The organism is Lentilactobacillus parafarraginis DSM 18390 = JCM 14109 (assembly GCF_001435895.1).
Taxonomy (GTDB): Bacteria; Bacillota; Bacilli; order Lactobacillales; family Lactobacillaceae; genus Lentilactobacillus; species Lentilactobacillus parafarraginis.
In genome coordinates, this window is sequence record NZ_AZFZ01000183.1 from 1 (window position 1) to 911 (window position 911).

1 protein-coding gene is annotated in these 911 nt (G+C 40.7%); it reads left to right on the forward strand.

The genetic code is table 11. The annotated features are described in order from the left end of the window. The first annotated feature begins 161 nt into the window (after positions 1-161). Positions 162-785 carry a hypothetical protein gene (locus tag FD47_RS15565; protein WP_054736818.1) on the forward strand — a complete coding sequence of 208 codons (624 nt, stop codon included), beginning with the start codon at positions 162-164 and terminating at the stop codon, positions 783-785. Positions 786-911: the final 126 nt, after the last annotated feature.

A 911-nucleotide genomic window follows, 5' to 3' on the forward strand; every position in this document is an offset into this window, starting at 1 on the left:
AAGTGTCCAACTTGCAGGGTTCACTTCAATCCTCAAAATTATTTTGAGGATTGGGAACTTTTCATATCCAAAAAATAGCAGTAACCTACTTCTTCGCTTCAATCTTAGAATTATGGTTATTGGTCGCCTTCACCACCCGATGCTTTGACAGATACTCTAGAATGATTTGGCAGATCGTCATATCACATGAGGCGACGATATTATCAGATGAAAAGCCACTTATCTCAAATACGTCAACATTTGTAGATGAGAAGGCTACAGATAAGCCTTTTAAAGCATTAACTGTTATTGATGGTGGCAATGGTCTGCGTGATACGGTTGCAAACTTTGCCCAAAAATTGTCTAATGACCCAAGGCTTAGTGCTGTTGCAGGTGATACGGTCAGTGTTGATGATTTTAATAAAGCATTGGCAGCAGAAGGCTTGGACACTATCTATTATGCTGCAAAAGCTCAAAAGATTGGCCCAATCACTAATCCATGGGCTTCGGGAGATCGAGTTGAAGAAACTGATCTCGACGAAACCGGCTCATTGTTTAGCAAGATGAAAGGTCAAGATATTTATATATATAAACTGAGCATTACCGCCGTTGCCAATGGCACTAATGTCGCCAATGGAAACCAGGCATTGTTTGGCAAGGATAGGTCTACAATTGTCCGTTCAGAGGGGATTCCCGTTACATTAACTTACAAGCAGGTTGGATCTTTCCGTGATTCGTTAAAAGATGGCTCACAAGCTATCAAAGCTGATGGTTTTGCCGCTTTGTATAATATGGGGCAGCAATAAATTTTAATCGTAAGTGGACCAGTAAGCAGTGAAAATTTGGACATCTACTTCGTAGACGTCTCAGACTGAAGACAAACGCTATTTTGAAAATTCCAAAATGGCGTTTGTCGTACAATACCCCTTAGG